Here is a 25278-nt window from a genome sequence, read left to right on the forward strand (position 1 = left end):
ATTTAAAATTAGAGCGTATAGCCACATTTTATGGCCATACGCTTTGAGTTTTTAAAACATCGTATTAACTTTCACCCTTGTAAGCCTCACAACACACTCAACGTGGGACGAGGGATTGATAACGGAGATGGCTATATACATGCAAGAACAACGGAAACAGATAACCAAAAGGCCCTTTACTGGACTATTAGTTTCATAATGGGTGGGAGCAGTCCTGCGAAGTTTAGAGTTTTTACTGACTATACTAGAGGATATGTTAACTTTGATGGTACTCACTCAAGTTCTACCAACTCAACCCATATTCAGTTTCCAGAGCATCTAAAAGGGCATCAACTTATACTTCCCTTTGACATGAATAGATTAGAAACAGGTTTTATTGAATGGAATAACGCTATAATTCTTTTAGATGCATCTGGGGATAGCTTTCCATCGAATCAGCTTTCTGGTGCCTTTCCTGTACTCAAAGAAAATGGAGAAATTGATTATATTTTTGGTTACTATAGGGCTAGTAATCTTCTTAAACTATATCGATGGACGAGGGTAGGTGTGTTTATATCTGAGTCAACTATTGATAACATGCAGACTCAGTTCCAAGATGAATATGGAGCAAATTTCACTTATAGAGATATAGCAGTAACTCCAGTTTTATGGGGAGAGCCTATAGAAATATATGGTCACAACACCAGAACAGATTCAGCTAGTAATGAACAGCTATATGCAAGTAAGGTCATACGTCTAAATGTGGATGCTACAGTGCATAGTGTGATGGATTTAAAACCAAGGATAGGCAGTTCAACATGGTTTGCTTCCAGAGGCATGCATAGTGGAAATATAGATAGAAGATGTTATCTATCTTCTATTAATAGATCTAAAAATAGGATATACCTCTATTATATAGGTACTGGTGGTGGTAGCAGTTTTTATCAAGTTATTACACCTGAAGGTAACCTACTAGAAGCATATAGATCAAAAGGAATTTCATCTGACTTTCTAAATATTAGAGGAACCGACAAATGGCTTTATCAGTATAGAAGTTATAGTTCAGGTACAGGATGGCAGCGATACTACTACGGTATCCACTTTGCTTCAGTTTCAAGACCCAGTGGTGCTCACACTAAGTTAGCACAGCCTGTTGAGAAGACAGATGCAAACACCATGAAAGTACAGTACATGTTTGAGATAGATTTAATTGATTACTTAAATGACTTATATTAAAGGAAGGTGAAAGTTGATGAAAGATTGGGTAGATATTTTAAAAGTTATTTTTACAGCCATCGGCGGCTATCTAGGATATTTCTTAGGTGCGCTAGATGGCTTTTTATATGCACTGATTGTTTTTGTAGTTGTTGATTATGTTTTGGGAGTAATGTGTGCGGTAGTTGAGAAACATTTATCTAGCGAGATAGGTGCTCGGGGCATTTTCAAAAAAGTAGTGATCTTCTCCCTAGTAGGTGTTGCTCATATCATTGATCAGAATATTATCGGTGGTGGTAGTGCAATTCGCACAGCTGTAATTTTCTTTTATCTTTCTAATGAAGGGATCAGCATCATTGAAAATGCAACAAGGATTGGTTTGCCAATTCCATCAAAGCTTAGGGATGTACTTGAACAATTAAAAAATGGAGGAGATAAAGATGGTACTAGGTAATTTGAAAACAAAATATATGACTAGAAATGATTGTTATACAGCGAATCGGAAGATTACGCCAAAAGGGATTATGGTTCATTCTACAGCAACACCAGGAGTAATGGCAGGTTCTTGGTTTAGTAGATGGAATAAGTCCTTTAAGGCAGGAGAGATTAACAGGCAGGTTTGTGTTCATGCCTTTCTAGATGATAAAGAAATCTGGCAGTACCTACCTTGGAATCATCGAGGTTGGCATGCAGGCGGAGCTGCAAACAACACCCACATCGGTTTTGAAATCTGTGAACCGAGTGGGTTTTCTTATTCTGGTGGAGCAAACATGGTGGGCTATGATGTTAAAAAGAATGAGTCTTATTTTCGAGCAGCTTGGCAGAATGCAATAAACCTATGTGTTTATCTATGCAAAGAGTATTGTCTGACAGAAAAGGATATCATCGGCCATGCTGAAGGTCACAGGCAGGGCATTGCTAGTAATCATGCAGATCCACTGCACTGGTTTCCTAGGCATGGAGAGAGTATGGATACCTTTAGAGCTGCTGTTAAGAAAGCGCTGGAAGGAAATCAAAAACCCTCCCCTTCAACATCTCAGAAATTATATCGTGTTCAAATAGGTGCATATTCTGTAAAAGCTAATGCAGAGGCACAACTCGAAAGAGCAAAGAAAGCAGGTTTTTCTGATGCATTTATTAAGTACGATTAAACAACAAATAAAATATTAGTCTATTTCTATTATGTAGCCTGTGGGGAATCTTCTCCTGCAGGCTCTTTTTTTATGCTCTGATTTAAACTAATTTTTACAAATCCTCAACTTCGACCTGTTCCCGCGGCTATTAGGTAGGAGGTGATTCTACATGAATCAGCATGAGGATAAAAAAGTCATGAAGATCTCGGATGAGATTATAGACAAAGGCATCGAATTAAAGAAAATGTCACAGGAGCAACTACAGCGTGAGTTTGATTATATTCAAGCAGAGAAATTACTTAGAAAGATGCTCCAAAAAGGTTTAATAACTGAAGTAGAATTCAACAAGATAGACGCATTAAACCGCCAAACTTTCTCCCCCTTTTTAGCAGAAATAATGCCCTGAAATCGTTGATATATAAGGGTTTCGGAGGTAATATGTGACCTACCAAGAAGGAGGTGAGACGATGAAAAAGATAACGAAAATAGAAGGAAATAAGGTTGCATCGATTATCAAACCTAAACTACGAGTGGCCGCATACTGTCGTGTTTCTACGGGTAGTGATGAACAGTTAGTAAGTCTACAAGCACAAAAATCCCATTATGAGACTTACATAAAGGCAAACCCAGAATGGGAGTATGTTGGCTTGTATTATGACGAGGGAATTAGTGGCACCAAAAAAGAGAACCGAACGGAACTTCTAAGGATGCTGTCAGATTGTGAAAACAAGAAGATTGACTTAATTATTACAAAGTCCATTAGTAGGTTTGCAAGAAACACTACGGATTGTTTGGAGATGGTTCGTAAACTGCTGGACCTTGGGATTTATATCTATTTCGAGAAAGAGAATATCAATACCCAATCAATGGAAAGTGAATTAATGCTTTCTATATTAAGCGGGCTTGCAGAAAGTGAGTCAATCTCCATTTCAGAAAATAACAAGTGGGCAATTCAAAAGAGATTTCAGAACGGAACTTTTAAGATTTCATATCCACCATATGGTTATGACAACATTGACGGTCAAATGGTGGTAAATCCTGAGCAGGCTGAAGTTGTGAAGTATATTTTTGCAGAGGTATTATCGGGAAAAGGTACACAGAAAATTGCAGATGATCTTAATCAAAAGGGTATTCCATCAAAAAGAGGTGGTCGTTGGACGGCTACTACCATTCGAGGGATTCTGACCAATGAAAAATATACTGGCGATGTTATTTTGCAAAAGACCTATACTGACCGCCATTTTAACAGGCACACCAATTATGGTGAGAAAAATATGTATCTAGTAGAAAACCACCATGAGGCAATTATCAGCCATGAAGATTTTGAAGCTGTGGATGCCATTCTCACTCAGAGAGCAAAGGAAAAAGGCATCGAAAAGCGCAATAACAAATATCAAAACCGATATTCTTTCTCCAGCAAAATTATCTGCTCGGAATGTGGCAGTACCTTTAAAAGACGGATTCATTCGTCTGGAACAAGAAAATACATTGCTTGGTGCTGTAGCAAGCATATAAGCCAGATAACGGAATGTTCTATGCAGTTCATTCGAGATGATGATATAAAGACGGCATTTGTTACGATGATGAATAAACTCATTTTCGGTCAGAAGTTCATATTAAGACCACTTTTGGATGGGTTACGTAACCAGAATAGTGCAGCGAGTTTTCTCAGAATTGAAGAGTTGGAAACTAAGATTGAAAACAACATGGAGCAGAGCCAGATGCTGACAGGTTTACTGGCCAAAGGATATCTGGAACCTGCTCTGTTTAATAAAGAAAAGATTTCACTGGAAGCAGAAAGAGAAAGACTTCTTGCTGAAAAGGATCAACTTACTCGTTCCATCAATGGCAATTTTGCAAAAGTAGACGAGGTTGACCGTCTGCTTAAGTTTACCACTAAGTCCAAAATGCTCAAAACCTATGAGGATGAGCTGTTTGAAAATTACGCAGAGAAGATTATTGTTTATTCACGAGAGATAGTTGGATTTGAATTAAAATGCGGAATCACATTGAAGGAAAGGTTGGTGAATTAGATGGGTCACATACCCTATGGATATAGAATTGAAAACGGTAAGGCTGTTGTGGATGAAATAGCATCGGAGCGGGTAAAAGAATTATTTTCAGGATACTTGGCAGGACTTTCTTTGAAGGGTGCTGCTAAAAAAGCTGGGATAGACTGCTACCATGCCACAGTAAGTAAGATGTTGCAGAATAAGCACTACCTTGGCGATGAATTCTACCCTCCAATTATTGATGAGGAGACCTTTGAAAAAGCCAGAGTAGAAAGACGAAAACGAGCAGAAAAGCTAGGAAGGATATGGGAGCCTAAAGATGAACCAAAAACGGATTATCCTGTAAAGTTCAAAGCAAAGCCTCTGGTGCAAAAATATGAAGACCCATACAAGCAGGCAGAATATGCTTACAGTTTGATAGAAAGTGAGGTGTAACCAGTGGCGGTAAGTAGGAATGTAACAGTGATTCCAGCAATTAAACGAGTCGGAAATAATAAAAATAGTGAAAGCAAACCCAAAATTCGAGTGGCTGCTTACTGCCGTGTTTCAACGGATAGTGAGGAGCAGGCTTCGAGCTATGACATTCAGATTGAGCATTATACAAATTATATTAAGAAGAACAAGGAATGGGAATTGGCAGGGATTTTTGCGGATGACGGTATCACAGGTACAAATACCAAAAAGCGTGATGAATTCAACCGCATGATTGAAGAGTGCATGGCAGGCAATATTGACATGATCATCACAAAATCCATAAGCCGATTTGCCAGAAACACGTTGGACTGCCTTAAATACATCCGTCAGTTAAAAGATAAAAACATCGCTGTATTCTTTGAAAAAGAAAATATCAACACCATGGATTCCAAGGGTGAAATTATGCTGACTATTATGGCTTCCCTTGCCCAACAGGAAAGCCAATCCTTAAGTCAGAACGTTAAGCTGGGCATTCAGTATCGATATCAACAAGGTGAAGTCCAGGTCAACCATAAGCGTTTCCTTGGATACACCAAGGATGAAAACAAGCAACTAGTCATCGACCCCGAGGGTGCAGAGGTTGTTAAACGGATTTATAGAGAGTACCTTGAAGGAGCTAGTCTTTTACAAATATCAAGAGGACTAGAAGCAGACGGTATTCTTACAGCGGCAGGCAAAGCCAAATGGAGACCAGAAACACTAAAAAAGATATTGCAGAATGAAAAGTACATCGGTGATGCCCTTCTACAAAAGACATATACGGTTGATTTCCTTTCTAAAAAGCGGGTCAAGAATAACGGCATCGTTCCCCAGTATTATGTAGAAAACAGCCATGAGCCGATTATTCCAAGGGAGCTTTTTATGCAAGTTCAAGAAGAGATGGTTCGAAGAGCAAATCTTCGTGGCCGCAAAGGCGGTAAAAAGCGAGTCTATAGCAGCAAGTATGCTTTATCGAGTATTGTTTACTGCGGACACTGCGGCGATATTTACCGACGGGTACATTGGAATAACAGAGGCTACAAGTCTATTGTTTGGAGATGTGTTAGCCGATTGGAGGAAAAAGGGTCTGAATGCACTGCTCCTACCATAAACGAGGAAACATTGCAGACAGCAGTGGTCAAGGCTATTAACGAGCTTTTGGCTAACAAAGAACCCTTCCTCTCAACCTTGCAGAAAAACATAGCTACTGTATTTAATGAAGAAAATGATAATGCCACCGATGATATTGATGGCAAATTGGAAGAATTACAACAACAGCTTCTTATACAAGCAAAGTCCAAGAATGACTATGAAGATGTGGCTGATGAAATTTACCGCCTTCGAGAATTGAAGCAAAATGCACTTGCAGAGAATGCAGAGCGTGAAGGAAAAAGGCAACGAATCGCTGAAATGACTGATTTCTTAAATGAACAATCCTGCGAGTTGGAGGAATATGATGAGCAATTAGTAAGGCGGCTTATTGAAAAAGTTACAGTTCACGATGACAGCATTGAGGTAGAATTTAAGTCAGGCATCGTGATTAATATAGAAATTTAAAATGAATTTGGTCGTCGATTGAGGGGAAGGACACTCTAATTGACGGCTTTTCTTGTTGGTGGATTGACATATACTAATAATACAATATAATATTATTAACAATGTTGTTGATATCGTTATTGATAAGGAGAGAATAACATGATAGATGTTAACGAGTTACTAGAAGAAGCAATCAGAGAAACTGAAAATCTGAACGAAGATGAAGTTTTTCTAGTTAAGGACTTATTTAAAGGTTACGTATGGAACAGAATACCAAGAAAGGATCGGCTTCTGCTTGGAACGCTATTTCTTAACTACGTAAATATGATGGAGGGCAGCATAAAGGCTATTGAAAAGACCTCATCCAATCAACAAAGATATAAAAAGATAAAAAGTTAGGCCGAGGAGGAAATGATTTTATGATAAATATTAATTCTTTGAATTTAAATAAGAAAATACTATTAATCGATGATGAAAAAGATATTCTAAACTTATTGGAAACTGTCCTTATAAAAGAGGGATTCAAAGAAATTTATAAAGCCGAAAATGGCAACAAAGGGATAAAATTATGCGAGGAAATTAAACCCGATATTATTGTACTTGATATTATGCTTCCGGATATTGATGGATATGAAGTTTGTAAAAGAATTAGAGAATTTAGTATGTGTCCTATAATATTTTTATCTGCAAAATCTGATGATGTTGATAAACTTTTAGGCCTAGGAATTGGCGGTGATGATTATGTTACAAAGCCTTTCAGCCCAAAGGAAATTGCTTTTAGAATAAAAGCTCACTTTAGAAGACTTGAACATATGCAGTCTAAAGTAAATGAAAGCCTAAATGATGACAAAAAAGAAGTTATAAAATTTAAGGATATAGAAGTAGACGAAAAGAAGGCAGAGGTTAAAAAGTCAGGTGCTGTCCTAAATCTAACAGCCAAGGAATATCAGTTACTGCTTTACTTGGTAAAAAACCCAAACATTATACTTAGCAAAAACTCACTGATTGAGAACATATGGGGTAGTGATTATGAAGGGTATGATAATACTCTAATGGTTCATATTAGGCATCTTAGAGAGAAAATTGAAGATGATCCTTCAAGGCCTAAATATATTACTACTTTTAAAGGTTTAGGCTACAAATTTATAAAAGGTGATTAGTATGAGAGGTAAAATAACCCTAAGTTTTTTAGGAGTGGCACTATTATCAATATTATTAATAATAGTGATAACTATTGCAGGAATCTATTATTTCTTCTTTACAAAGGATGTTATTACCACAAATTATCCTCCAAACCTCGCATTAAGTTTTAAATTATATATTGAAGAAGATGAAGACGGTATTTCAATTAGTAGGGATGGTCAAGAACTCCTAAAGGAAAATAAAGCTTGGATACAAGTACTAGATGAAAATGGAAATGAATTATATGAATTAGGTAAGCCGGTAGATGCTCCTAGTCACTATTCGCCAGCAGACATTGTCCATTACCATATGTACCCAGACACAATAGATGGCTATACATTATTTGTATCATCCGCTGGTAGTGATAGTAATTTTGATTATGTTATAGGCTTTCCTAGCACAACTATCAGTAAACACATATTTGAATACGAATCCAGCTCATCCGCAATTATTATAAAATCTATTTTGATAGCTTTTTCTATTTCTATTGCAGTATTTTTGGTTATGGGTTTTATATTTGGGAATAAGCTTACTACACCTTTGCTTTATATAATCCAAGGGGTGGATTTTTTAGCCCAAGATAAATACATTATCGACTATGAGGAAAAAGGGGTTTATGGTAAGGTGTTCAAAAGTTTAAATAAGCTTACAGAAAACTTAAGAATAAATAGGAGAGAAAGAGCAAAAATTGAAAAAATGCGGGAGGAATGGGTTGCTAACATTTCTCACGATTTAAAAACTCCCCTTTCTTCTATAAAAGGATATGCTGAGATTTTGGCAAATAAAGATTATGAAATTTCCGATAAGGAAATTGTTCAGTATTCTAATACAATTTTAAATAAAGCAAATTACATGGAAGAATTAATAGAGGAGCTAATATTGCATGAAAAATTAAAAAATAACGCTCTAGCAATTAACAAACGGAAAGGTAATCTCACTGAATTAATAAGGAGAATAATAATTGAAATATTAAACCATCCGGATTATGAAAACAGATTAATACATTTTAATCCCCAAAGTGAGAAAATAGAATTTGACTTTGATGAAAATCTTATGCGTAGGTGCATATCAAACCTTATATTTAATGCTTTAATTCATAACAGTGAAGGTACAGAAGTTGTTGTAGATATTAGAAATCAAGGTAGGATAAATATTGAAATTAGAGATAATGGAAAGGGTATTGATGAAGAGGATATAAGGAAGTTATTTAATAGATACTATAGAGGGACCAATACAGAAAGTCATAAAGGATCTGGTCTTGGGATGTCTATAGCAAAGGAAGTAATAGAAGCTCATGGAGGAAATATATTTGTTGAAAGTGAATTAGGCAAAGGGACGTCTATAAAAATAGAATTGTAATTCGTAGAAAAGGGTGGCATAAACCGAATAGCTACCTTTTTTTATTTAATTCTATTCTCTTGATTATTAAATAATTAAGGAAGAATTAAGGAAGATAAAATTCTAAATTAAGATTCGTCTTATATAGTTATATTTGTAAAAAACAAAAGTAATTAAACAGAATATTAAAGAGGAAGGTGAGGAATTTGAAACATTTAATTTCTATTGAATTCAAAAAAGCATTAAATAGGAGATTTATTATTTATAGTTTGGCTCTTATATTTTTACCACTTATTATCATTTTACCAATAATGAATGGTTCATATGTATTTCACAGGGCCATAGATGTACACGCCCAATTATTAACTAAATCACCAATACCACTATTATTTCCATTACTTTTAGTACCACTTTATGCCGGTTCTTATGCTAATGAGAAAAAAGATAATTACCTACAGTATGTAAGGCCGAGAACGATAATATCTGAATATGTATTGGCAAAGGGGATTGTTAATGCTTTTCTAACTTTATTAGTAGCGTTTCTAATGATTTTTGTTCCATTTTTATTCATTCAATATATAGATCCGATGATTGGTTATATTTATTATGAGACAGAATTTTTTAATCCTGTTTCTATAGGAACATTTGAGGTTGTTGCCCAAAATTCAGTTTTACTTTATGGCATAGTATATTCATTATGGGTGGGTATTAATGGAGCAATATATATGACTATAGCTTACTTACTTACAATATGCCTTAAAAATAAATTCGTTGCATTATCCATCCCTTTTCTGTGGTGGTTTATTATGAACTTTGTAACAGCAGTTCTATGGATAGAGAGATTTTCTCCTGTTTTCACAGTTTTTCCTTTTTCCATTACTGCACAGCCAATGTGGACAATATTTATTCCTTTTATAGTTTTAATCTTAATTATTGTAACTTTGATTGTTTATATAAAGAAAACTAGGAAGGTTTGGAATGAGTAGTATGATAAAGGTAAAAAACAGAATTATTTCGTGGAAATACTTAATTGCTGCTATCCCAATAGTCCTATACGCTTTAAGCAATAGGCAATCAATGCCATTCTTCGAAGAGCTTCATAATGTAACTGCTAACTTTTGGGATTATATATTTATGTCATTTAGTGATGTGTATTTATTATTATTTTATTTTTTTCCTTTGATTTTATTTATATCAACAGTGTATATAAATAGAACATTTGAATACATCGAGCTTATTCGCTTAGGTTCTTATAAGAAGTGGATTTTTACGAGGTTAAAGCAGTTATTTAAAATAGACATTTTCTTTATTTTAATTTTTTTAGGTTCATTAATACTAACTTCATTCAATACTTCATTTTCAATGGAATGGAGTAATGTCGGGCTAATTGATATATCAGGGAATGAAATCCTATATTATTCGCGCCATTATTTCTCTAAACCAATTATTGCGTTGCTATTACAGTTAGGGTTGTTACTATTAACAACAACAACATTTCAATTAATGTTATGTATCCTTTATGCGAGATTTAAAAAATCATCGCTATTACATCTGTTAAATGGATTATTGTATTTATACGGCTCAATTAGTTTTAAAGTGTTTCCACCTTCAATGAAATTAGTAATGATGCCTAATTATTTAAGTTTATTTCATGGAGTTGCTTCTTTTGATAGTATAATGATTCCGTTTGTAATAGTAATTTCTGTTTTATTGATCTTAATATTTATAGCTAATAATATAGATCGAAATTACAGAAATAGTAAAAATTATTTAGTAAAAAACTTACCTGTGTTAGTATATGGGCTACTCTGCCTGATGGGAATTTTGTTTCACATAAGTAAACATGCAAATAAGGAATTGACAATTTGGGACGGTTTTATAGTTACATTTATGGGAACCACCAATGAAATATTTTCCCTTATCTCCTTCGCATTTTATATAGTAGTTTTTGTAGGGGCAGTATACTTTGTTCAACTACGATTACAAAGATATTTATCAGAGATGAGTTATTATACCATGATAAGATACCGCTCTATGAATAAATGGTTTTTAAGCTGGTTCCCGGGAATCTTGAAAACAATAATGATACTTCTACTAACACTACTTGCTGGAACAATATCTATAGCGTTGCTAAAAGGATACTCTATTATTGTCCCTGAGAATTTATTTGAAATCCTATATCATTTTATTGTAAATGGATTTTTACAACTTCTCTTTTATGTGATTTTCGTTATCATTGTATCATTTGCAACGAAGGATGTATTTAAAAGTTTTATAACCCTTTTGACGCTAACGGTATTTATGTTCCCAGGTTTCAGACTAAACGATCTAGTACCAGTGGGATTAAATAGCATGGGATATGTACTTGAAGGGCATTCAGTTTTTTTAATATCAATAAAATTAGCAGTTTATATTGCAATTGAAGTAGTAGTTTTACAATATCTCTTTAATAAAAAAGACTACATTGTATAAAAAGGAAAGGTGAGTAATGATGAGTTTAATAGAATTAAGAAATGTAAGTAAATCATTTAAAGGATTATCTTTGTTTGAGAATCTATCGGTATCCTTTGAAAAAGGAAAAATTTATGGAATAGTTGGCCATAATGGTTCTGGAAAATCAGTGCTTTTTAAGATGATGTGCGGTTTTGTTTTTCCAGATCAAGGAAGTGTTATTGTAAATGGTGAAGAGCTTGGAAAGAATAAAAGATTTCCCGAAAATTTTGGAATCATTATAGATAAGCCAGGATACTTAGGTGACAAAACTGGCTTTGAAAACTTGAGATATCTGGCCGATATACAAAACAAGATATCTGATGAAAAGATAAAAGAAATTTTGGAAAAGGTAGGACTTAGTCATACTATAATGCAAAAGGTTAAGAACTATTCACTTGGAATGAAGCAAAAATTAGCTATTGCGCAAGCAATCATGGAGGATCAGGAAATATTATTACTTGATGAACCTTTTAATGGTTTAGACGTTGATAGCGTAGAGAATATTAGGGATTTGCTAAAAAGTTTAAATAACCAAGGAAAAACAATTTTTTTAACCAGTCATAATAACGAGGATATAGATATTCTTTGTGATCATGTGTTCAGGGTAAGAAATTATTCCTTGGAACAGCTGAAATAATATTATGGATATATTCCCGCCTACCGATAGTGCCAAAAAGGCGGTGGATATGTTTCCAAGAACGGACATACTCAAATGACATTCATTCTATCCTCTCAAGCCACGTTGAGTGCGTCACATTGATGTCAAGGGTTTAGAAATAAAGAACAGAAAAGCTTGTAAATAAAGGGTTTCCAGACATTTAGTTTTTCCTCACGGTTACTTTGCCGGAAGAAATAATGTCAGAAAACCCTTATTTTTATTGTTTGCGGTAACATATCAACCACCCTGAAAATTAATAGTTGAGTTACCAGATTAGATAACCCCCTTTTTTATAGGGGGTTAAGGATGCAGGATGGATGTATTACTGCTTATTATCTTTATGCGATAAAACACATGATTATAATAACATCTTTTCTACTATTGCGTTCAACTGTTTTGATATGTTGGAAAAGTCAGTATTCAAGTCCAAAGTTTTAACGCTAATACGATTACCGCCGATAATATAATCGTTGTCCGGTACAATATCTTCATCAGTTTTGGCATAAAGCAAAAGGCCGCTTATATTTCCCGAACGAGCTAAATCCATGTTTTTTACATAAGTAAATATCTGATACAAATTGTGAGAATGGATTGTTTGGCTGTTGAACAAGCTGTTTATCTGCATGGTCTTCTCATAGTATTTTGTGTCTATAATGAGTGTTTTGCCCCGATATCGAAGAGTTATATCTGATTTCATAGTAGGTAAATATTCTATTTCTCCACCGTCGACATCCCAGTCAATAATGGTGGATGAAGCATTAAACTGGGGATAATGCCTACGATAATATTCCAACACAAATTTTTCATAAAGCCTGTGCATATGCTGGTCGTCTACATAGCGGGCCAACTTTCGGGAACCGTCCTGCTCGGTCATTAGCATACCTTCGATAACTAGATAGCAGATATTCAGCAGCATTTTATAGGTGGCATTATTCCTATGGTATCTGATACTCGACCATTGAATTCTGCGCGGATTTATTTCATCAACATTACTGAAATAAAGCATTGTTTTCCTTAAGGCTTTTTTATGCTGCGTTGATACTTCCGGACAGCGTATCAAAAGCATTGCAGTGGTTTTGAGTATTTTATTCAAGCAACTGTTTTCTGTAAACTCATCATAATCACAGACCAGTTTCTTTTTAAGCATGGAATTCTGTACAATGGAGGCTGAGACATTGATTTTACCAGCAGGTGAAATAACGGCTTCTGTTTTGCTGATATACTCCCTACTTAATCCCCTTTTGATTTGGCTGGCGATACCTTTGGAAAGAATTGCTGCAAATAAATCAGAAGTATATTCGAAATCTTCAGTTGCTACTTGTTTATAGCCTTCTTCATTTAAGACATGAAAAGCATAAGCAAGCATATAGTATATATTTTGAATTCTAATCATACAAAGCCTCACTCAGCCTTTTTGTCCACTGTTCTATTTTGGATGGTTCGTCAAACCAATATTCGTTTAAAAGAGGCAACAATTCATACTTAATAACGGATTCCAGCCATTCGTCGGTTACCTCACTATTTGTGCACAGATAACTGTGTCCAATTCTGAACCCACTGCCAAGGGATTCATCCTTGCAGATAAAGTCATTCAAAGCTTTAATTTGCTCAACCAGGGCATTAAACTTGGGGTTGTTTGCTTGCTGTATAATTTTTTTAAACCCTTCAGAGTCAAAAGCAGGTTCGAGTTCAAAGAAAGCGAATCTTCTTCTCAAAGCATAATCGATTATGGCAAGGCTGCGGTCGGCAGTATTCATCATACCGATAATGTAGAGATTTTTGGGAACAGAAAATAACTCGTTGGAGTAAAGAAGGCGTAGTTTTTCACCGCGTTTTTCCTTTTCTATAAGCATCATCAACTCACCAAAAATTTTGCTTACATTGCCGCGGTTAATTTCGTCAATGATAAAGAAATAATCCCGTTCATCGTCATCCTGTGCTGCTTTGCAGAACTGGTAAAAAGGCCCGGGGGTAAGCTCAAATCCGTCTTTGGTTGGCCGGAATCCCATAATAAAGTCTTCATAGCTGTAACTTTGATGGAATTGAACCATCATAACGCGGCTTGTATCTTTTTGCCCCATTATGGAAAAAGCAAGTCTTTTGGCAGCAAAAGTTTTACCAACGCCGGGCGCTCCTTGCAGGATGATGTTTTTCTTGGTTTTTAAGAGATTAACCAAAGTATTGTAACGTTCGGCATCCATGAAAACTTCATTGAGGAAGTTATCTTCGGTGTAGGACTCATACACAATTTCTTTTTCTTCAATATCTACAGAGTCATCATCAATAAAGAGCGCTTCTAGTTTTTGTACATAATCAGTATAAGGAGTTATGTCGGTAAGGGTTTTCATGACAGCTTGTCCCGGGTGTTCCCACTCCCCGTTATGTGTCCATTTGATTTTACGAATATGTTTATACTCATCGCGATCTGCGTCAAAAATATAGTCGGATTCAACTATGCCACGCCCGATTACTTTACGCATACCTCTTTTTGCATAAACAATGTCGCCGACTTTGATCTCATTAGCAAACTGCCATGTGGCAAGGGCTGAATTCGTATATGAGTATTCAGCGCCATACATTTCCTTCATTTTGGCTTTCATGGCTTCTTTGCTTGGGTATTGTTTAAGGTCGCCTAATTCATCCCACCCAATACCCATAATCCCTTGAGAATAGAATTCTTCCCACTTGGAAGAATTACTACCTGGGGCGTAAATCCAGTATCGTCTTGGGGAAGCGGATGATATAGCTTCTTCTGTATTCCTTGGTGCCACACGATTGTAGGTACCATTGATAATGCTGTCTATTGTATCAGCCTGTTCGATAGTAAGTTTATAGTTAGTAGCGTTGGGGAAATTAATAATACTTACATTTTTCAGCCGGTCATCTGCCAGTAAATCTTCTTTTTTTATAATAGCATCCGTTATTTTATGCGTCAGTTCAATATCCACGACAGGGCTTTCTCCTGTATTTAATTTGCCGGAAACTGCATAGGGATCAGGTTCATTATTTTCTCTGATTTCCGGGTCACAGAGGATAACTCCTGAAGCAACAATGCCCCCCTTAGGGCCTGAAACCCATATATAAGCGCGGTCGCCTTTTTTAATCTGATTATGGTATTGCTTTACGCTCCATGTTACAACATCAAGATCCTTAATAGCACCCATAACATCATAGTATTTGGGATTACCTTGAAAAATCCAGCCTATTTTTTTATTAGCGGTTGAAGTGATATTATTATTCCGTGCTCCCGAAGTTGTTGTAGCCCATGCTATGTGGGACAGTTCGGGAAAACTGTGATAAGGACTGTCGCTCTTTGCAAAGATTTCTTTACATACAGTAATGAGATCTAAATAGGTTTTTGCACTTGGAAGCTGCTTCAAGTTAGAAATTTTGGTAATATTCGCGTAATAAGGAGAGCTATCTTGTGTCAGATAACTTCTGTTACGATCATCAAGGTTTAAGTAGGAAAAGGGGCGTACCCAATACAGTCCCATAGTTAAATTCCACTTAATTCCAAGTTGCTTTCTTACTTTATCATAACAGGCTATAAATGCTGACTTGGAGACTTCTGACGGATTGTCTGCATAGTTTAATCCGGCTTCAAATGTGTCCCATAGGTTGGGAATATCATCTTCTTTTCGCTTACTTTTACCGGCGAAAAACCAGGCCTTCATGTTGTTTAGTACCGGAATGCCGTCAAATTCTGTAGGCACTGAAGTCTTAACACCGAGTTTACTGCCAATGCCTTTCATCAAAGCAATACGATTTTCATTGGAAATTCCTTTATTGAAACAGCCAAATACGGTAAACGGGCAAATATCATCAATCAGCATACCGCCCTTTTCTATAAACGGATAGCGCAATCCTAAATCGTTATAAACATCTTTTAACAACTCAAGAAGATACGAACGATTATTTTTATATGGCAACAGTTTATCAGCAAACTCCATATAAAAAGAAGTCCAGGCAAATTGATTTTTTAATTGAATATTTGAATCCATATCTTTGCACCTCTAATCATCTAATTATAGGCAATCCGTATTTATGAAACGCCGCAATCAATTTTTCCCAATGGGGTGGATAGGCATTACTGCCATAACGCTTAATTGTTGTACCATTATCAAATGTAACATTAAGCTCCCATTGAGTTCCATCCAATACATTCTGGTTAATATAGCAGCTTTTCCAATCAATGAAATAACATCTAAGTAAATCTTTATTAAATTCAGCCCATTTATGGACTATAGGAATTATGGAAATATTACAGTCTGCTAACTCAGATTTAATATCAATATAATGACTGTCTGATGCCACATGCCTTAATATTTTGCCAAATTTTTGCTCATGCAAATATACCCAGTGGGATGTACCAAAATACCTTCCAACATAAAAATGGATTTATGTCAATATAGTAGACACAAAAACTCAAATTTTTATGCAGTTTTTCTTAAAGCATCTTCAAGCTGTTGAGGAGTCATATAACCGATACTGCTATGAAGGCTTTTTCTGTTGTACCAGGATTCTATATATTCAAATATAGCTAGCCTTGCAGCATCAAAGTCATAGTATGTAGCTAAGTTTACTTCTTCCTTTTTTAGTGTAGCATGAAAGGATTCTATACAAGCATTGTCATAGGGACATCCCTTGCCGCTAAAGGAATGAACTATATTATGTTCATTAAGATAATCATCAAATTTAGAGCTTGTATATTGGGAGCCCAAATCACTGTGGAGTATAACAGTATTCTTTGGATTTTGAGTTATGTAGGCATTTTCTACAGCCTTTATAGCTAGTTCTGTATCCATAGTCTTTGAAAAAGCATAGCCAATAATTTTCTTTGTATGAAGATCCAAAACTGAAGCAAGATAGCACCATCCGTCTTTAAGTGTATAAATATAAGTTATATCAGTAACCCATTTTTCATTTATTGTAGTTGTTGAAAAATCTCTTTTCAAAACGTTTTCTTTAGCCTCTATTTTGCTTTTGGAAGAGTGAGGTCTGAATTTTTTGATAATTATGGATTTTATATTTAGTTTTTTCATAATCCTTTGGACTCTCTTAAGGCTTATGGCATGTCCTCTTTCTTCACGAAGCACTTTATGTATTTTGGGAGCACCATAACGACCTTTACTATCTTTATAGATCTTCAGTATTTCTTCCTCGTACATCTTGTTTTCTACGCTTCTTTTGCTTTCGGTTTTGTTTAGATACTTATAAAAAGAGCTTCTTGAAACCTTTAACACTTCACACATTAGCGTGATATCATGCTCTTCTTTATGATCATTTATAAACTCAAAAATAGAGGTTACTTCTTTGCGAATATGGCCATGGCTTTTTTTAATATTTCATTTTCCTCCTCAAGCCTTGCCATCTTCTTTAACATTGCCTGATACTCCTCTGATGTTATAGTTGTATCTTTATCCACAGTTATTGGTTTAGCTTTCTTAATCCATCCATTGATTGTTGATTTTGATATGCCATATTCGCTGCTAAGCTCAGCCAAACTCTTACCAGAGTTATAGAGCTCTACAATTGTCTTTCTAAATTCTTCTGTATAATACTTTTGCCCTTTTGCCATTGTAGACACTTCCTTTCCTTTTTATATTTTAAGGTGTTCGGCTTTTTGTGTCTACTATATTGACATAAATCCAAAGCATCTTTGCCAGACTTTATTGGACAGAATGACGGTCAATTGTCAAATTGTTCGTTTGACTGACAAGTAAATAAAAACACTCACTTCTTTTTTAATAGGGGCAAATACCTCGTTTGAAAACAATGCCGAAAAACGGCTTAAAATAGATGCAAAAAATCTCACGAAATTCAAAGAACTGCTTAACTTTTGAGATTTTCTGCAGTTTATAGGGTAGGGGGGTCTAAATCTCTACCGCTTTTCATCCCGGAAACGGGCGGGGGGTAACGCGCGAAAAATCGCAGTTTCAAACGTGTGCAACTGCGGTATTGGACAGATTATTACATCATGCCCATATAATCAACATAAGGGGCAACAGCTACCGCCTAAAGGACAGGCTAAAAACCGGGCTATATGCTAGCCCGCGTAATAGCGTCTAGTTTTTAAAAAAAGCCAGGGTGGGTCAAATTTTATCTGTTAAAAATGGGTCAATTTAAATCCGCTATTGACAAAAGCAAATGGTGGTGATATATACGAATTACTAAGTAAGAAAAAAGGAGAAAGGCAAAAGGAAAATAGAATAATAGAGTTAGAAAAAAAGGTAGTAAAGAAGAAACTAAGAACAGCATCAGCAGAAACCATAGACAATATACCCTATATAAATGATGGAAGAAGAACTTGGCAACGACAGATACTAAAAGCCATTAGAGGTGCTTAAAAAGAATCAATAGTAGGTAACAAACAAATTTAAATATAGAAAGAGCTATAATGAATAATAAAATAAAATGTTATAGCTTAATTTAGTGACCCCAAAAACAAATAGCTTATAAAAAATTGGTGAAACAAGCAACTATACACTTTTCATAAAATATGGGGAGATTTAAAAAAATTTTTCCTACAGTAACTTGATATTATCTAGGAATATTGTTAAAATTAAGATAAGAGTGGTTAAAAATTTAACACAAATATAAGAATCAAGAAAAAGGAAGGTGAATCTTATGAAGTATGAAAGGCTTTTTTCAAAGGGCAGGATTGGCAAACTAGAGTTAAAAAACAGAATTGTAATGCCTGCCATGGGTACCAACTTCGCAGCATCTACTGGAGAAGCTTCTGATGAAATAATCAGATATTATGAGGAAAGAGCTAAGGGTGGATGTGGTCTTATTATAACAGAAATCACCCGTATAGATGATGAAACTGGTGTAGGCATAAGCAACCAACTTAGCGTAACCAGCGGAAAACATATTCCCAGGCTGGTCAAATTAGCAGATGCAATACATCGTCATGATTCAAAAATATTTATTCAGCTTCATCATCCAGGCAGACAAACATATGGAAGATTGCTAAATGGCAAACAAATTGTAGCTCCAAGCCCTATTGCCTGCAAAGTAATTGGAGAGATGCCCCGTGAATTGACTACTGCTGAATGTGAAGCATTAGTAAAAAAATTTGTCACTGGGGCAGTCATAGCTAAGACTGCAGGTATCGATGGAGTGGAAATACATGCAGCCCATGGTTATCTTATTAACCAGTTCATAAGCCCTTACACAAACAAAAGAACGGATAAGTATGGCGGAAACTTTTTCAACAGGATGCGTTTTGTAACAGAAATTATTCAGGGTATCCGCTTTGCCTGCGGCAAGGATTTTCCAATTTCAGTCCGTATAAGTGCCAATGAATTTATAGAAGGGGGCTTGACACTTGAAGACAGTGTCAAAATAGCCAGATACTTAGAAAGCTTAGGTATAGATGCCATAAATGTAAGTTGTGGTACTTATGAGTCAGGCCATACCATAATAGAGCCCTCTTATATACCTGAAGGATGGAAGAAAGATTTAGCAAAGACCATTAAGGCTAATGTGAAGATACCAGTAATTGCCGTTAATAATATAAAGCATCCTGAAGTAGCAGAAGCGCTTCTAGAAGAAGGGGTAAGTGACTTTGTTGGAATTGGACGTGGTCATTTGGCAGATCCTGCATGGGCTAACAAGGCAAAATATGGTCAGGAAAAATTATTGCGCAAGTGTATAGGCTGTTTGAACTGTTTTAAGGTTTTAAATAGCGGCCGTCCTGTTGAATGTACTGTCAATCCTCTACTTGGCAGGGAAGCATTTTTAGGAGATGATAAGCTGGTAAAAGACGGTAATGGAAGAACTGTAGCCGTCATAGGTGGAGGTCCAGGAGGAATGCAGGCAGCCTATGTATTAGCCAAGCGTGGTTTTAAAGTTGTATTATTTGAAAAGGAAGCTTCCTTAGGTGGAACTATGAAAATGGCTGATAAGGCTCATCATAAGCAGCTTATTACAGAATTAATAGAAACTCAAACAGCAGAGCTTGAAGCCCTTGGAGTAGAAATTCGTTTGAATACAGAGGCTAATGTTGAAATGGTAAAAGAATTAAATCCTTATGGTGTAATTGTGGCTGTAGGAGGCACTCCTATAATTCCAAATATTCCAGGAATTGATAGCCCTAACGTTTGTACAGCAGAGGATGTACTGGCAGGTAAGGTTGAACTAAAGGGTAAGAACATTGCTGTCATAGGCGGAGGCTCCACAGGTCTAGAGACAGCAGAGCTGTTGGCCAGAGACAATAGGGTAACTGTAATAGAAATGATGAATGATGTAGGAACTAACCTTTATCCAAGCGTACGTGCCCTTCTATTAAAGCGTCTAAATGAAGCAGGAGTTGAAATTATTACAGATCACTATCTAGAATCAGTAAAGGTTGGAAAAATAGGTTTAAGGGTTACATCAACAGCCTTTGAAGTTGAAAGAGAAGTAGATGCAGTTGTACTTGCCCTAGGTGTTAAACCACGCAGGGAAATAGTAAGCCACTTTGAAGAAGCCTTTGATAAGGTTACTTGCGTGGGAGATGTTGTAAAGCCTGGTTTGATTGGCGATGCTATAAAGGAAGCAAACGACAAAGCATTTGTATTTTAAAGGAGGGGGGATTGAGATGAAGGACTTTAAGGATAAAGTTATTGTTGTTACCGGAGCCGGCAGCGGTATAGGTGCAGCCATAGCTAAAGAGGCTGTGCTCCATGGTATGAAGGTGGTTCTTAATGACATTGATAATAAAAGTGTGCAAAAAACACTGGAAGAGATAAAAGACATGGGAGGGGAAGGTGTTACCCACACAGCGGACATATCCCTAATAGAAAATGTACAGGAACTTTATGATTTAACTATGGATACCTACGGAAGAGTGGATATTCTTGTAAACAATGCAGGGGTAGCAGTTTCTGGACCTATATGGGAAATACCTATTCAAGATATTAATTGGATTACAGAAGTAAACTTCCTAAGCCGCGCCTATGGTATGCGTGTATTCATTCCAAAGATGATTGAGCAGGGAACTGAAGCTGCAGTTATAAATGTAGCATCTACAGCAGGCATAATGATTTCTCCTAATGGACCCATGTATCACAGTACTAAGGCAGCTGATGTAGCATTGGCAGAAACCACATATCTTGGTTTAAAAGCCAGAGGTATAAACAATGTTCAGGTCCATGTATTGTGTCCAGCCTTTATTCAGACTAATATCCACGAAAGCGACAGATATCGCCCTGAACGCTATGCTTCTTTGGATGACCCATACTATCAAAGCCAGGAATTTAAGGCAGGCTATATACGATCCAAACGTTCAGTATTGGCTGGAATGCCTATAGATTCTGTAGGTATGACCGTATTTACTGCCTTGGAAGAAAATAGGTTTTATATATTTACCCATCCTGAATCCATATACCCTGCAGGCCATAGGATAAAGGATATGGTCAACGGGAACAACCCTTCAAGTATCAAATTGTTATAGCCTCAGACTAAATTGGTGCCTAAACAGGCACCAATTTAGTCTGAGGCTATAACAATATTTACCCCAGATTTGGTTAAATGCAGGAAAAAGTAGATTTTCAAATAAATCTAATAAGGGGTATATTGTGCAATATGAATTTCAGGACCCTGAATATTATAATTCTCTTATCTTAGTAAAACAAAAGAAATATAGTATAGAAGATACAGAAATAAACCTTAATGATATATTAGAAGTATACAATAGAACAAGTGTCGTAGAAGAACCAGAGATTCCTTTCCCACAAGCAGATTCTTTTAAAAGAATAATTAATTTATGTGAGCTGTTGAACGAAAGGGAATTAACTAGAGATGAAATAACTGAAAACTATGATTTTGATCCACGGCAAACTAATTATTACACAGATGCAGGAAGATACTATTAAGCCCCCTAACCAATTTGGACAATCGCACACTAATTTAGTAAAATAAAAATTAATAGGAGGTTGTCTAAATTGAAAGGGAAAGGTAAAAGGTATCCAGAAGAATTTAAGCGTCAAATTGTTAAGGAAGTAGAAGAAACAGGCAATGCTTCTTTAGTTGCAAGAAGACACGATTTAGTTCCTGGCACTGTTACTCGCTGGGTTAGGGAGTCAAAGAAGCAAAATGGATTAATTCCAAGTTCTAATTATTCCAATAATATTAATGCTAAATCTTTAGAAGAAGAAAATGAACAATTGAAAAAATTACTAGGTGAAAAAGATTTAGAAATAGCCATTCTTAGAGACCTTTTAAAAAAAACGAACCCACAATAGAAGATAAAGTTAACATTGCAAAGAAATGGATTGATCTAGGATATACCGCAGTTATTGTCCTTAAAATTGTAGGCTTAAGTAGGTCTACCTATTATTACAACATTAAAAAAAGAGCTAAATCTGAAGATGTAAATGAAGATATTATAACGAATAAAGGTGGTAGACCAATTCCTGGTTATTCTTTTGATAAAGATGGCAACCGCATTTGTGATGAACAAATAAAAGAATATATATTAGAAATCATAGAAACAGAGGGATTGTACTATGGTTATTACAAAATAACTGTGTTATTAAGGAGAAAATTTAATTTAATCATAAATAAGAAAAAAGTATATAGATTATGTAAAGAACTTGAAATCTTAAGGTCTCAAAGAAAAATTAAAGCTAAGCATCCTAGAAAAATAGCTAAAAATAGAGAAATAACATGGCCAAACTCCCTGTGGGAAACAGATGTTAAATACGGTTATATACATGGTGAAGATAGATTCTTCTATATAGCTTCCTTTTTAAATGTATATGATAGAAATGTAGTAGAGTACCACATAGGTTTATCCTGTAAAACCGAGGACATAATTATAGCCCTTAAAAGAGCATTGATGAAGCGAGGGCTTTATAATAAAGAAACTAACTTAGTTATAAGGTCAGATAATGGTCCACAATTTATCATCAATAAATTTCAAGATACTTGCAAGGAACTAAAACTAGAACACGAAAGAATACCATTTAAGACTCCAAATAAAAATGCCCATATTGAGGCTTTTCATAGACTATTAGAAGATGAATGTTTGTCAAGGTCCGAATTTAATAGTTACGCTGAGGCTTATGAAGCAGTATCTGAATATATTAAATTCTACAATAAAACTAGAATCCATAGCTCACTAGGATATATTTCACCAACAGAATTTTATTATAAAACCTTAGAAGGTACAGCAAAATCACTAGTAGTAAAACTTTGATATTTTGCCCTCAAATAACTACACATTAATATTTAGCTGAAATCAAGGGCCCGCCTTAGCGGGGGCGTAGCCTTTACCCTTGATGAAGGTAAATATTAATGTAAAATCAGACAAGGCCAAAATAAAATACTATGATATTGAAAGTATTAGTGAGTTTTTGTCCAAAATTAAGGGGTCAATCCGGTATTACGGAATTTGATGATAAACTGGTTAGAAAACTAATTGAAAAGGCAACTGTATATAATGACAGGCTAGTGGTAGAGTTTAAGTCAGGGTTAGAAATAGAAGTAAACCTATAAGCTCGTATTAAGATAGCCGCCAGTAGGGAAAGAGTACTTATACTATTATAAATAACTACAGGAGACATAATTGGATTACCGATTGCGGGAGCAGAAGCAAAATGCGCTGGTTAAAAATGCAGAGCGTGAAGGAAGAAGCAGCGAATAGCTGAAATGACAGACTTCTTGAATGAACAGTCCTATGAGCTGGAGGAATATGATGAGCAACTGGTAAGGCGGCTTATTGAAAAAGTTACGGTATTTGATAATAAGCTGACCGTTGAGTTTAAGTCTGGAGTAGAGATTGATGTATTAATTTAAAATGAACTTGACCGCCGATTGAGGAGAAATACTTCTTGATGGGCGGTTCTTTTCTATTTATACTTGGGGATAATCTAATAAATAAACACACTTGAACAATTACTCATATGTTTTTATTGACAAACGGAGAATTGAGGTTTATAATATATATGAAAGCTTATTCAAGTGTTCAATTGAATGATAAAGAGGTGATATAAATATGGCAAAAAAAATTCAACCAATTGAAAGATGCGACTGTGATGTAATACATGAGGATACTGTTAATCAAGTTCGAGAAAAAATGCCTCAAGAAGAAACTCTATATGATCTTGCGGAGCTATTTAAGGTCTTTGGGGATTCAACAAGAATTAAGATACTCTGGGCATTAGATGAATCAGAGATGTGCGTTTGCGATATTGCATTCTTATTAAATATGACCCAATCAGCAATTTCACATCAGCTAAGAGTCTTAAAGCAGGCTGGACTAGTAAAGAGCAGAAGAGAAGGAAAGACTGTATTCTACTCTCTTGAAGATGAACATGTAAAGCAAATATTTGACCAGGGATTAATTCATATTTCAGAAGAAAGTAAGTAAAGGAGGGTCAGTAATGTTAAAGAAGGAAGTAATTTTAGAAGGTTTAGATTGCGCAAATTGTGCAGCTAAAATTGAAGATGAAGTTAATAAATTAAATGGAGTCAAAGCCTATATGAACTTCATGAACAAGACATTGACTTTAGAAATTGAATCAGAGCAAGAGTATAAGAATATATTACAGCAAGTTAAAACCATAGTGCACAAGCACGAACCGGATGTGGTAGTGAAAGAAAAATCCGTTAACAAGAGCAATAAAAAAGTATTAATACTTGAAGGACTTGGCTGCGCGAATTGTGCAGCTAAAATGGAAAAAGAAATAAGCGGTCTAGAAGGAGTTGAATTTGCTGCAGTAGATTTTGTTTCGAAGAAACTAACACTGGAAATAAGTCCGAAAGTCAACCGCTCTGAGTTAAATGAGAAGATTGAAGGCATAGTAAAGAAAATAGAGCCAGATGTAAAGGTCATTTTTGAGGAGAATAACTCCAAGACCAAAATAAACGAAAATAACGAAGAGGAAGAAGAAGGTGTCAACAAAAAAGAAATCATAAGACTTGTGGTCGGTGGAGCAATATTTGCCGTGGGAATCATCTTTAATTTCCAAAATTGGCTTGAGCTTACCTTGTTTATTATTAGTTATATCATAGTTGGTGGAGAGGTTGTCTTAAGAGCAATAAAAGGTATTGCCCGCGGTCAGGTATTCAGTGAGCATTTTCTAATGAGTATTGCTACCATTGGTGCTTTCTTCATTGGAGAGTATCCAGAAGGTGTAGCAGTTATGCTGTTCTATCTGGTAGGTGAATTGTTTCAGGATATAGCTGTAGGTCACTCCAGAAAATCAATAAGTGCTTTGATGGATATTCGTCCTGACTATGCAAATCTTAAAGTTGGCGATGAGATCAGGAAAGTATCTCCTGAAGAGGT

The 25278-nt window shown here is 35.6% G+C and carries 26 protein-coding genes and 1 pseudogene (1 of these 27 cut by a window edge); 23 read left to right on the forward strand and 4 right to left on the reverse strand.

Annotation, left to right across the window (positions count from 1 at the left end):
- The first annotated feature begins 351 nt into the window (after positions 1–351).
- The 13 genes from JWYL7_RS01520 (at position 352) to JWYL7_RS01580 (ending at position 11978) form a co-directional block, all read left to right on the forward strand.
- A complete protein-coding gene (locus tag JWYL7_RS01520; RefSeq protein WP_153011562.1) occupies positions 352–1215 on the forward strand; it encodes a hypothetical protein in 864 nt (287 codons plus the stop codon).
- A 16-nt stretch (positions 1216–1231) separates the two neighbouring features.
- On the forward strand, positions 1232–1648 hold the full coding sequence (locus JWYL7_RS01525; protein WP_066067910.1) for a phage holin family protein: 417 nt from the start codon (positions 1232–1234) through the stop codon (positions 1646–1648).
- Positions 1635–2345 (forward strand): N-acetylmuramoyl-L-alanine amidase, encoded by a 711-nt coding sequence (locus JWYL7_RS01530; protein WP_066067913.1) that lies wholly within the window; start codon positions 1635–1637, stop codon positions 2343–2345. The genes JWYL7_RS01525 and JWYL7_RS01530 overlap by 14 nt, the downstream gene beginning before the upstream one ends.
- A 151-nt stretch (positions 2346–2496) precedes the next feature.
- Positions 2497–2733 (forward strand): SHOCT domain-containing protein, encoded by a 237-nt coding sequence (locus JWYL7_RS01535; RefSeq protein WP_050355279.1) that lies wholly within the window; start codon positions 2497–2499, stop codon positions 2731–2733.
- A 61-nt stretch (positions 2734–2794) separates the two neighbouring features.
- On the forward strand, positions 2795–4360 hold the full coding sequence (locus tag JWYL7_RS01540; RefSeq protein ID WP_066067916.1) for a recombinase family protein: 1566 nt from the start codon (positions 2795–2797) through the stop codon (positions 4358–4360).
- A 48-nt stretch (positions 4361–4408) separates the two neighbouring features.
- A complete protein-coding gene (locus tag JWYL7_RS01545) occupies positions 4409–4774 on the forward strand; it encodes a recombinase family protein (protein ID WP_432264161.1) in 366 nt (121 codons plus the stop codon).
- Between the two features lie 27 nt (positions 4775–4801).
- Positions 4802–6349: a recombinase family protein gene (locus tag JWYL7_RS01550; protein WP_432264162.1), complete on the forward strand. Its 1548-nt coding sequence runs from the start codon at positions 4802–4804 to the stop codon at positions 6347–6349.
- A 138-nt stretch (positions 6350–6487) separates the two neighbouring features.
- Positions 6488–6727, forward strand: a complete 240-nt coding sequence (locus JWYL7_RS01555) for a single-stranded DNA-binding protein (RefSeq protein ID WP_066067925.1) — start codon at positions 6488–6490, stop codon at positions 6725–6727.
- Positions 6728–6747: 20 nt separating this feature from the next.
- Positions 6748–7488: a response regulator transcription factor gene (locus JWYL7_RS01560; protein ID WP_066067927.1), complete on the forward strand. Its 741-nt coding sequence runs from the start codon at positions 6748–6750 to the stop codon at positions 7486–7488.
- A gap of 1 nt (position 7489) precedes the next feature.
- The gene (locus JWYL7_RS01565; protein ID WP_066067929.1) at positions 7490–8869 is read left to right on the forward strand and encodes a sensor histidine kinase; all 1380 of its coding nucleotides are present in this window, start codon (positions 7490–7492) and stop codon (positions 8867–8869) included.
- A gap of 185 nt (positions 8870–9054) precedes the next feature.
- Positions 9055–9834, forward strand: a complete 780-nt coding sequence (locus JWYL7_RS01570) for a hypothetical protein (protein WP_066067932.1) — start codon at positions 9055–9057, stop codon at positions 9832–9834.
- A 1-nt stretch (position 9835) separates the two neighbouring features.
- Positions 9836–11320: a hypothetical protein gene (locus JWYL7_RS01575; protein ID WP_072280229.1), complete on the forward strand. Its 1485-nt coding sequence runs from the start codon at positions 9836–9838 to the stop codon at positions 11318–11320.
- A gap of 19 nt (positions 11321–11339) precedes the next feature.
- On the forward strand, positions 11340–11978 hold the full coding sequence (locus JWYL7_RS01580) for an ABC transporter ATP-binding protein (protein WP_066067939.1): 639 nt from the start codon (positions 11340–11342) through the stop codon (positions 11976–11978).
- A gap of 379 nt (positions 11979–12357) precedes the next feature.
- On the opposite strand, the gene mcrC is transcribed toward JWYL7_RS01580, so the two are convergent.
- The 4 genes from mcrC to JWYL7_RS01600 all read right to left on the reverse strand — a co-directional run bounded on the left by mcrC (position 12358) and on the right by JWYL7_RS01600 (position 17577).
- The gene (gene mcrC, locus JWYL7_RS01585) at positions 12358–13392 is read right to left on the reverse strand and encodes a 5-methylcytosine-specific restriction endonuclease system specificity protein McrC (protein ID WP_066067942.1); all 1035 of its coding nucleotides are present in this window, start codon (positions 13390–13392) and stop codon (positions 12358–12360) included.
- Complete coding sequence (locus JWYL7_RS01590; RefSeq protein WP_066067945.1) at positions 13385–16000, reverse strand: AAA family ATPase; 2616 nt, start codon at positions 15998–16000, stop codon at positions 13385–13387. The genes mcrC and JWYL7_RS01590 overlap by 8 nt, the downstream gene beginning before the upstream one ends.
- Before the next feature lie 16 nt (positions 16001–16016).
- Positions 16017–16349, reverse strand: a complete 333-nt coding sequence (locus JWYL7_RS10740; protein WP_066067948.1) for a hypothetical protein — start codon at positions 16347–16349, stop codon at positions 16017–16019.
- Between the two features lie 83 nt (positions 16350–16432).
- Positions 16433–17577, reverse strand: a protein-coding gene (locus tag JWYL7_RS01600) for an IS3 family transposase (protein WP_331722096.1) whose coding sequence is annotated in 2 segments (ribosomal slippage) — positions 16433–17331 and positions 17331–17577 — 1146 coding nt in all. Because the reading frame shifts where the segments join, the coding sequence is not laid out codon by codon here.
- Positions 17578–17945: 368 nt separating this feature from the next.
- On the opposite strand from JWYL7_RS01600, the pseudogene JWYL7_RS10745 reads away from it, so the two are divergent.
- The 10 genes and pseudogenes from JWYL7_RS10745 to JWYL7_RS01645 all read left to right on the forward strand — a co-directional run.
- A pseudogene (locus JWYL7_RS10745) lies at positions 17946–18068 on the forward strand (ATP-binding protein); the annotation flags it as partial.
- A gap of 65 nt (positions 18069–18133) precedes the next feature.
- The gene (locus tag JWYL7_RS01610) at positions 18134–18346 is read left to right on the forward strand and encodes a hypothetical protein (RefSeq protein WP_066067953.1); all 213 of its coding nucleotides are present in this window, start codon (positions 18134–18136) and stop codon (positions 18344–18346) included.
- Between the two features lie 280 nt (positions 18347–18626).
- A complete protein-coding gene (locus tag JWYL7_RS01615) occupies positions 18627–20567 on the forward strand; it encodes an NAD(P)/FAD-dependent oxidoreductase (protein WP_066067956.1) in 1941 nt (646 codons plus the stop codon).
- Positions 20568–20583: 16 nt separating this feature from the next.
- Positions 20584–21438 carry an SDR family NAD(P)-dependent oxidoreductase gene (locus JWYL7_RS01620; RefSeq protein ID WP_066067959.1) on the forward strand — a complete coding sequence of 285 codons (855 nt, stop codon included), beginning with the start codon at positions 20584–20586 and terminating at the stop codon, positions 21436–21438.
- A 124-nt stretch (positions 21439–21562) separates the two neighbouring features.
- Complete coding sequence (locus tag JWYL7_RS01625; protein WP_066067962.1) at positions 21563–21859, forward strand: DUF7226 domain-containing protein; 297 nt, start codon at positions 21563–21565, stop codon at positions 21857–21859.
- 69 nt (positions 21860–21928) lie between these two features.
- A protein-coding gene (locus JWYL7_RS01635; protein ID WP_432264163.1) for an IS3 family transposase occupies positions 21929–23184 on the forward strand; the annotation gives its coding sequence in 2 pieces (ribosomal slippage) (positions 21929–22223 and positions 22223–23184; 1257 coding nt in all).
- A gap of 131 nt (positions 23185–23315) precedes the next feature.
- Positions 23316–23483 (forward strand): hypothetical protein, encoded by a 168-nt coding sequence (locus JWYL7_RS10070; RefSeq protein WP_331722097.1) that lies wholly within the window; start codon positions 23316–23318, stop codon positions 23481–23483.
- Positions 23484–23636: 153 nt separating this feature from the next.
- Positions 23637–23783 (forward strand): hypothetical protein, encoded by a 147-nt coding sequence (locus tag JWYL7_RS10750; protein WP_028306869.1) that lies wholly within the window; start codon positions 23637–23639, stop codon positions 23781–23783.
- Positions 23784–23982: 199 nt separating this feature from the next.
- Entirely contained in the window at positions 23983–24357 is a 375-nt protein-coding gene (locus JWYL7_RS01640; protein WP_066067973.1) for an ArsR/SmtB family transcription factor, read from the forward strand.
- 13 nt (positions 24358–24370) lie between these two features.
- Positions 24371–25278, forward strand: the 5' end (the start) of a protein-coding gene (locus JWYL7_RS01645) for a heavy metal translocating P-type ATPase (protein ID WP_066067976.1). It continues 1453 nt past the right edge of the window; only the first 908 of its 2361 coding nucleotides appear in the window; its start codon is at positions 24371–24373; its stop codon lies beyond the right edge, outside the window.

Origin of the sequence: Alkalithermobacter thermoalcaliphilus JW-YL-7 = DSM 7308 (assembly GCA_001584565.1) — a bacterium.
GTDB classification, from domain to species: Bacteria; Bacillota; Clostridia; order Peptostreptococcales; family Peptostreptococcaceae; genus Alkalithermobacter; species Alkalithermobacter thermoalcaliphilus.

What these genes read in the sequence shown, in the direction of transcription:
- JWYL7_RS01520 (WP_153011562.1), top strand. Translation starts at nt 352, where the DNA reads ATGAATAGATTAGAAACAGGTTTTATTGAATGGAATAACGCTATAATT.
- JWYL7_RS01525 (WP_066067910.1), top strand. Translation starts at nt 1,232, where the DNA reads ATGAAAGATTGGGTAGATATTTTAAAAGTTATTTTTACAGCCATCGGC.
- JWYL7_RS01530 (WP_066067913.1), top strand. Translation starts at nt 1,635, where the DNA reads ATGGTACTAGGTAATTTGAAAACAAAATATATGACTAGAAATGATTGT.
- JWYL7_RS01535 (WP_050355279.1), top strand. Translation starts at nt 2,497, where the DNA reads ATGAATCAGCATGAGGATAAAAAAGTCATGAAGATCTCGGATGAGATT.
- JWYL7_RS01540 (WP_066067916.1), top strand. Translation starts at nt 2,795, where the DNA reads ATGAAAAAGATAACGAAAATAGAAGGAAATAAGGTTGCATCGATTATC.
- JWYL7_RS01555 (WP_066067925.1), top strand. Translation starts at nt 6,488, where the DNA reads ATGATAGATGTTAACGAGTTACTAGAAGAAGCAATCAGAGAAACTGAA.
- JWYL7_RS01560 (WP_066067927.1), top strand. Translation starts at nt 6,748, where the DNA reads ATGATAAATATTAATTCTTTGAATTTAAATAAGAAAATACTATTAATC.
- JWYL7_RS01565 (WP_066067929.1), top strand. Translation starts at nt 7,490, where the DNA reads ATGAGAGGTAAAATAACCCTAAGTTTTTTAGGAGTGGCACTATTATCA.
- JWYL7_RS01575 (WP_072280229.1), top strand. Translation starts at nt 9,836, where the DNA reads ATGATAAAGGTAAAAAACAGAATTATTTCGTGGAAATACTTAATTGCT.
- JWYL7_RS01580 (WP_066067939.1), top strand. Translation starts at nt 11,340, where the DNA reads ATGAGTTTAATAGAATTAAGAAATGTAAGTAAATCATTTAAAGGATTA.
- mcrC (WP_066067942.1), bottom strand. Translation starts at nt 13,392, where the DNA reads ATGATTAGAATTCAAAATATATACTATATGCTTGCTTATGCTTTTCAT.
- JWYL7_RS01590 (WP_066067945.1), bottom strand. Translation starts at nt 16,000, where the DNA reads ATGGATTCAAATATTCAATTAAAAAATCAATTTGCCTGGACTTCTTTT.
- JWYL7_RS01615 (WP_066067956.1), top strand. Translation starts at nt 18,627, where the DNA reads ATGAAGTATGAAAGGCTTTTTTCAAAGGGCAGGATTGGCAAACTAGAG.
- JWYL7_RS01620 (WP_066067959.1), top strand. Translation starts at nt 20,584, where the DNA reads ATGAAGGACTTTAAGGATAAAGTTATTGTTGTTACCGGAGCCGGCAGC.
- JWYL7_RS10070 (WP_331722097.1), top strand. Translation starts at nt 23,316, where the DNA reads ATGATATTGAAAGTATTAGTGAGTTTTTGTCCAAAATTAAGGGGTCAA.
- JWYL7_RS10750 (WP_028306869.1), top strand. Translation starts at nt 23,637, where the DNA reads ATGACAGACTTCTTGAATGAACAGTCCTATGAGCTGGAGGAATATGAT.
- JWYL7_RS01640 (WP_066067973.1), top strand. Translation starts at nt 23,983, where the DNA reads ATGGCAAAAAAAATTCAACCAATTGAAAGATGCGACTGTGATGTAATA.